Origin of the sequence: Sunxiuqinia elliptica, assembly GCF_900113005.1 — a bacterium.
Lineage (GTDB): Bacteria > Bacteroidota > Bacteroidia > Bacteroidales > Prolixibacteraceae > Sunxiuqinia > Sunxiuqinia elliptica.
This window is the reverse complement of the sequence record NZ_FONW01000015.1, coordinates 87,744-94,762: the sequence shown is the minus strand read 5'-3', so window position 1 is coordinate 94,762 and position 7,019 is coordinate 87,744. Positions and strand designations below refer to the sequence as shown.

Genomic DNA, 7,019 nt, shown 5'->3' with positions numbered 1-7,019 from the left:
CTTTTTTCCTAAAATATCTTTAAGCATCTGGTGATCCAGGCTTAGATCGGCATACATCCGCTTTAACCGGCGGTTCTCTTCCTCCAGCTCTTTTAAACGCTTGACCTGGCTGCCATCCATCCCGGAATACTTCTTCTTCCAATTGTAGAAAGTTGCCCGGGAGACACCGTATTCCCGGCAAATACTTTGCACATCACGGCCTGATTCATACTCTTTGACCATCTTCAGAATCTGGCCTTCACTAAATGTCGATCGTTTCATAATTACAGCTTAAAATTAATAATTTGTCTAATTTTAAACTGTCCGATTTTTAGGGAAGCTTACATTTTTAGGGAAGCTTACATTTTTAGGGAAGCTTACAATGCCGTGGAGTGGAAGGCTGAACTGGAACGTGACAACCAGGCTTTTGTTCGTCTTTCGCAAGAACGGAGTGCCGTTCGTTCGGCTGATGATACCGTGACAGATAAGGTAGCTTTCGACCAGTTGCGAGCTTCGCTTGATTTGCTCTGTAATATGCTGAATGCCCTTTATGCGCTGGATGAGCCTGATGGTATTCGCGCAACAGTTGAAGAGCTTGATCAATCGATTCGCGAAGCTACAGCAGCTGCCCGGCAAAGTGGAAGCCGTCCGGAGCTTAGCCCGGAAGCAGAAGAGTAGCGAGCGACTAATCCCTTAAAAAGCGTTTTAGAGATGTATTCATTCGAACTAATAAGCCATAAAAAAGCCTTTAGAGCATGCTCCAAAGGCTTTTTTTATATCAATTAGTACAAGGACTATTTACTCACTTACTTGGTCTGATTCCAAAATGTCTTTGTCAACCAGGATTCGTCCGCAATATTCGCAAACAATAATTTTCTTGCGGTTGGCAATGTCCATTTGGCGCTGTGGTGGAATTTTCGCGAAACAACCGCCACATGCATTACGCTGAACCGTTACAACAGAAAGTCCGTTGCGTGCGTTTTTACGAATCCGTTTGAAAGCTGTTAATAAACGTGGTTCAATTACGCTTTCAATTTTCTCGGCTTTTCCTTTCAGCTTTTCCTCTTCAATTTTCGTTTCGGCTGTAATTTCTTCCAGCTCTGCTTTTTTGCGTTTCAGGTCTTCCTGACGCTCCGAAAGCAATGTTTTTGAAGATTCAGTGGCTTCTTTTTTAGAGGCCAACTCAGCAGTAAACTCTTTAATACGCTTTTCTGAAAGTTCGATTTCCAACTTTTGGAATTCAATTTCCTTGTTTAATGAATCGTACTCCCGGTTGTTACGTACATTGTTTTGTTGCTCCGTATACTTCGTAATTAAAGCTTCAGACTCCTTGATCGCTGCTTTGCGGTTGGCAATTGAGGTTTCAAGGGTTTTAATGTCATCACTGTAATTACTTACACGGGTACTTAAACCAGCAATGTCGTCCTCCAGGTCTTGTACCTCTAGCGGAAGCTCTCCGCGAAGCGTTTTAATCTTGTCGATTTCAGAAACAACAGTTTGTAACTCGAAAAGTGCTTTTAGCTTTTCGCTAATTGGAACTGATTTGTCTTCTTGGTACTGTGTATTCATATTTGGAATGCTCTAATTTTCTATGTTAAAGGTAGTTTACCGGGTTGGTGTTTACCTCAGATAAACGGACTGCAAATTTAGGGAATTTTTTTGTAAGTAATTCATAAAAAACTTCTTTAGTGAATTGCTCACTTTCAAAATGCCCAATATCGGCCAGTACAATTTTATTTTCAGCCTCAAAAAACTGGTGGTATTTCAAATCGCCGGTAATAAATACATCAGCTTGCTCGCGAATGGCTTGCTTGATTAAGAAGCTTCCGGAGCCACCACAAACGGCAATCTTTTTCACCTTCTTTTCCTGCAGTGGGCTGTGCTTAACCACGCCTGTCCCAAATGTTCGCTTAAGCGAACGCAAAAAGCGCTTCTCATCCATTTCGCGTGGCAGTTCGCCAATCATGCCAATGCCAACCTGTGGATGCTGATTGTCCAGCGAGTAAATGTCGTAAGCGACTTCCTCGTAGGGGTGTGCTTGAATGAGAGCCCGAATAACAGCTCCTTGCGTGTGGGCTGGGAAAATGGTTTCGAAACGGAGTTCGTTTTCGTAGTGAATTTCTCCAGGCTTACCAACAAATGGTGTCGTTGAGTTATTGCCTCTGAAACTTCCTTTACCGGCAATCGAATAGGCACAGGAATCGTAATTTCCAATATTTCCAGCTCCGGCCTCAAAGACAGCTTCCTGCATTTTTTCGGCATAGTCAAACGGAATAAAGGTGACCAGCTTTTTCAGTTGGCCACTCACCGGCGATAAAATCCGACAGTTTTCCAAGCCGATCTTCTCACAGATTTTCCCGTTCACACCTTCCGGAACGCTATCGAGGTTGGTGTGCGAAGCATAAATTGCGATGTTGTGCTGAATGGCTTTGATGACGCAACGCTCCACCTCATTTTTCCCATTTAGTTTCTTGATTCCTCCAAAAATCAGGGGATGGTGGGCGAGGATCAAATCACATTTCGTTTGAATGGCTTCCTCTAAAACCGCTTCGGTTACATCAAGTGTTATCAGTACCTGTTTCACTTCCTGGCTGGGGTTTCCAACCAGTAAGCCGGCATTATCGTATGATTCCTGGTAGGCTAAAGGTGCTACCGATTCAAGGTAGTTCGTTATTTCGCTAATCTTCATGCTTCAGGTGTTAAATTGTTACTTCTCGTTTTGCTGGCTTCCTTTCTCCTCAATCCATATGGTCTCTCATATCGAGAAGCATCTGCCGGATGTCTTTCAACCGGTCAACCAGTTCGTATTTATTAATGGTATCTTCTTTATTGTCTTTCAATTTTTGCTTGGCGCCTTTTAGCGTTAAGCCCCGTTCTCTTACCAGGTGGTAGATGATTTTGATATTTTCAATGTCTTCGGGCGTAAAAAGACGATTCCCCTTTTTATTCTTTTTGGGTTTTAGAATGTCGAATTCATTTTCCCAAAAACGAATCAGTGAAGTATTAACCTGAAACATATCAGCAACTTCACCAATTGAATAAAAGACTTTTTCTATTTTGGGTTTACGGTAGGGCACGGCCGCAGGTATTTAGTCTAAGGATTGTCCCATGTTCGACGAAATGGCAATCATTTTTTCGTACTCCTGAGGCGTCAAATCTTTAAAGTAATAGTACTGAGGATTGACAGCTTTCCCATTTCGGTGAACCTCGTAGTGGATGTGTGGCCCGGAAGAGGTACCGCTGCTACCAACATAACCGATGACGCTTCCTCGTTTTACTTTCTGCCCTTTGCGAACATTAAATTCATTCATGTGCCCGTAAAGGGTTTCGTAACCATAGCCGTGGTCAATAACCACCCAACGTCCGAATCCTCCGCGCGAGCTTTGTACATCTTTCACAACGCCGTCTCCGGTTGCATAGATCTCGGTTCCTACAGGAGCGGTAAAGTCCATGCCATAGTGAAAACGACGAATTTTGTAGATCGGATGAATCCGAAATCCCCAGCCCGAAGCTGTTCGTTTCAAATCTTTGTTCGAAACAGGCATAATTGCCGGAATACTGGCAAGCATGGCCTCTTTGTCAAGGGCTAGTTTTAAAACTTCGTCGTATGATTTGGATTGGATGTAGGCTTCTTTAGCAACAACATCCAGTTTGCGTGCGGTGTTAACAACCAAATCTGCGTTATCCAGACTTTCCAGGTGAGCATATTTGTTGACCCCGCCAAAACCTGCTTTACGCACGGAGTTTGGAATAGGATCGGCTTCAAAAACAACCCGGTATAAATTATCGTCGCGGTGTTGGATATCTTCTAAAACCCCTTCAATGCTTTCGAGGTTTTTATACATTAGCTCGTATTGGGTGAGTAGTCGGCTATTTTCCCGTTTCAAACTGCGCATCTTCGGTGTTTCGTAAAACTGAAGAAAAATAACTACTAGCACGATACTCAACACTAAACTAGCAGAAAGGAACAGCAAGAAACGGTGGATTTTTGCTTTTAAGTTGCGTTCAACCTTGTCGTAGCTTAGTGTGTCGGGGTTAAACTTATACTTAACTTTTGCCATAAAAACCAATTTCTTTTTCTGATGTGTAACAAATTTAAGTAATTAATCTAACTTTGCAAGACTTAAAAATCAGGCAGATTAACTACGAAACGCAAATGTAATTGAATTATTGAGTTAATCGGTTTGATAATTTGTTGGCAAGCGCTTTTTAACAAATTTTAAACGTAGCAGAGGGAGAGCTGCTCTCTTTCCATCCTAAAAAATGAAGGATTTATTCTTCGGTTTTTGTCTGGGGAAACTTGGTGAAGTTGGTAGCTCAACGCTGGGCATTAGTTGTAAAACCTTTAAATAGAAAAGATAAAAACATGAATTCCAAAGCGATCAGGAAAGCCTTTCTGGATTTTTTTATTTCGAAACAGCATACGATTGTTGATTCCGCTCCGATGGTAGTAAAAAATGACCCGACACTCATGTTTACCAACGCGGGAATGAATCAGTTTAAAGACATTTTTCTGGGTAACCAAGCGGCGAAAGCGGCGCGAGTGGCGGATACACAGAAATGTTTGCGGGTATCAGGGAAGCACAATGACCTGGAGGAAGTAGGACACGATACCTACCACCATACCATGTTTGAAATGTTGGGAAACTGGTCGTTTGGCGATTATTTTAAAGAAGAAGCGATCGATTGGGCCTGGGAATTTCTGCACGATAAAATGGGAATTGCCGCCGATCGGATGTATGCCACCGTATTTGAAGGAAGTGAAGATGATAACTTGGGATTGGACGTTGAAGCTCAGAGAATCTGGTTGAAGCACTTGCCGGCCGATCGTGTGTTGAACGGTAGCAAGAAAGACAATTTCTGGGAAATGGGAGATACTGGCCCCTGTGGTCCTTGTTCTGAATTACATGTTGACTTGCGCGATGATGAAGAACGAGCAAAAGTGCCGGGTGTTGACTTGGTGAATCAAGATCATCCTTTGGTGATTGAGATTTGGAACTTGGTATTCATTCAGTTTAACCGCAAAGCCAACGGAAGTTTGGAAGAACTTCCGGCCAAGCATGTTGATACCGGAATGGGCTTTGAACGCCTGTGCATGATTATACAAGGCAAAAAATCAAATTACGATACCGACGTGTTCCAACCCGTGATTGGCAAGTTGGGAACCTTGAGCAATAAGAAGTATGGCGAAAATGAAAAAGATGATATTGCCATGCGTGTAATTGCTGACCACTTGCGTGCAATTGCTTTTGCGATTGCTGACGGACAGCTGCCATCAAACAACAAGGCTGGTTATGTGATTCGTCGTATTTTGCGCCGTGCGGTACGTTACGGATACACCTTTCTGGGTTTCCGCGAGCCGTTTATCTACCAGTTGGTAGAAACCTTAAAAGAAAATATGGGAGATGCTTTCCCTGAATTGCAGGCTCAGCAGGTTTTAATTGAAAAGGTGATTAAAGAAGAAGAAGAAAGCTTTTTACGCACCCTTTCAACTGGAATTAAACTGTTGGATGAACTGATTGGAAAAGCAGCCGATAATAATAAAAAGGAGATTGAAGGCAAAGATGCTTTCGTTTTATATGATACCTATGGATTTCCACTGGACCTGACTGAACTAATTGCTCGCGAAAATGGCTTGAGTGTTGACGAGGCTGGTTTCAATAAGGAAATGGAAGCTCAGAAAAACCGCTCAAGAAATGCGGCACAACAAGAAACAGATGACTGGGTAGAGCTGATTAAAATTGAGTCAACAGCGTTCTTGGGATACGATCAGTTGGAAGCCGAAATTCGAATTGCCCGTTACCGGAAAGTTGTTCAGAAGAAAAAGTCGTTCTATCAACTGGTGTTTGACCAAACGCCTTTTTATGGTGAGGCTGGTGGACAGGTTGGAGATCAAGGATACCTTGAAGCGAACGGGGTGAAAACTCCAGTCTTTGATACCCAAAAAGAAAATAATCTGACCGTTCATCTGGTTGAGAAATTACCTGAAAATCCGGAGCAGGTGTTTAAAGCAGTCGTTAATGGCGACCGTCGTAAGCAAATTGCCAGCAACCACACAGCCACCCACTTGCTGCATGCTGCTCTACGCGAAGTGTTGGGAACCCATGTGGAGCAAAAAGGATCGTTGGTGAATGCTGACCACTTGCGCTTTGACTTTTCACACTTTCAGAAAGTGACAGACGAGGAATTGGCTAAGGTTGAGGCTTTGGTCAATAATAAGATTCGTGAGAATGCGAACCTGGAAGAGAAGCGGGCTATCCCAATAGACGAAGCCAAGGAACTGGGCGCCATGATGCTTTTTGGTGAAAAGTATGGCGATGCTGTTCGTGTCATTAAATTTGGCGAATCGGTTGAACTTTGTGGAGGTACTCATGCGGAGGCCACAGGCCAGATTGGATTGTTAAAAATTGTTTCAGAAGGTGCTGTTGCTGCAGGTATTCGTCGTATTGAAGCAATTACTGCCGCCCGTGCCGAAAAGTATGTGAACGATCAGCTAGGGTTGCTGCAAACAATTAAAGATACCATCAAAGGATCGAAGGATGTGGTGGAAAGTATCGCTACCTTGATGAAGCAAAATAACGAGCTGTCGAAGCAAATTGAGGACTTCCAACGTGAGAGCCTGAAGATTGTTAAGGCTAACCTGAAAAGCAAGGTCATGATGGAGCGGGGCGTTAACATTATTGCTGAGCGCGTGGAAGTTGACAACGCCGGATTGCTGAAAGACTTGGTTTTTCAGTTGAAAGCAGAGATCGAGAATTTGTTCTTGGTCATTGGTGCCGACATTGATGGCAAGCCTATGTTAACCGTTATGATTTCGGATAATGTTGTTGCAGATAAAGACTTGCATGCCGGCAAAATTGTACGGGAAGCAGGCAAGGAGATCAAAGGTGGTGGCGGTGGCCAGCCATTTTATGCAACAGCCGGTGGTAAAGATGTTAATGGCTTGCAGGCTGCAATCGAAAAAGCACGTTCGTTTATTCGTAAATAAAGCAACCTGTTGCTTAAAAAATACAAAAGGTTCCGTTTGCTAGTCAAATGGA

The 7,019-nt window shown here is 43.2% G+C and carries 7 protein-coding genes; 2 read left to right on the top strand and 5 right to left on the bottom strand.

What is annotated here, in order from left to right; genetic code table 11:
• Positions 1-261, bottom strand: a 261-nt coding sequence (locus BM156_RS19100) for a transposase (protein ID WP_139218337.1), incomplete at its 3' end; no start/stop codon positions are given.
• Between the two features lie 105 nt (positions 262-366).
• Here BM156_RS19100 and BM156_RS19095 point away from each other — a divergent pair.
• Positions 367-657 carry a hypothetical protein gene (locus BM156_RS19095; RefSeq protein ID WP_093921508.1) on the top strand — a complete coding sequence of 97 codons (291 nt, stop codon included), beginning with the start codon at positions 367-369 and terminating at the stop codon, positions 655-657.
• 120 nt (positions 658-777) lie between these two features.
• Here the strand turns inward: BM156_RS19095 and BM156_RS19090 are convergent, their stop codons facing one another.
• The 4 genes from BM156_RS19090 to BM156_RS19075 are packed head-to-tail and all read right to left on the bottom strand — an operon-like array spanning position 778 to position 4,040.
• Positions 778-1,548 carry a zinc ribbon domain-containing protein gene (locus BM156_RS19090; RefSeq protein WP_093921507.1) on the bottom strand — a complete coding sequence of 257 codons (771 nt, stop codon included), beginning with the start codon at positions 1,546-1,548 and terminating at the stop codon, positions 778-780.
• Between the two features lie 25 nt (positions 1,549-1,573).
• On the bottom strand, positions 1,574-2,668 hold the full coding sequence (locus BM156_RS19085; RefSeq protein ID WP_093921506.1) for a Nif3-like dinuclear metal center hexameric protein: 1,095 nt from the start codon (positions 2,666-2,668) through the stop codon (positions 1,574-1,576).
• Between the two features lie 49 nt (positions 2,669-2,717).
• The gene (locus tag BM156_RS19080; RefSeq protein ID WP_093921505.1) at positions 2,718-3,056 is read right to left on the bottom strand and encodes a MerR family transcriptional regulator; all 339 of its coding nucleotides are present in this window, start codon (positions 3,054-3,056) and stop codon (positions 2,718-2,720) included.
• Positions 3,057-3,068: 12 nt separating this feature from the next.
• Complete coding sequence (locus tag BM156_RS19075; protein WP_093921504.1) at positions 3,069-4,040, bottom strand: M23 family metallopeptidase; 972 nt, start codon at positions 4,038-4,040, stop codon at positions 3,069-3,071.
• A 305-nt stretch (positions 4,041-4,345) separates the two neighbouring features.
• On the opposite strand from BM156_RS19075, the gene alaS reads away from it, so the two are divergent.
• A complete protein-coding gene (gene alaS / locus BM156_RS19070; RefSeq protein ID WP_093921503.1) occupies positions 4,346-6,967 on the top strand; it encodes an alanine--tRNA ligase in 2,622 nt (873 codons plus the stop codon).
• Positions 6,968-7,019: the final 52 nt, after the last annotated feature.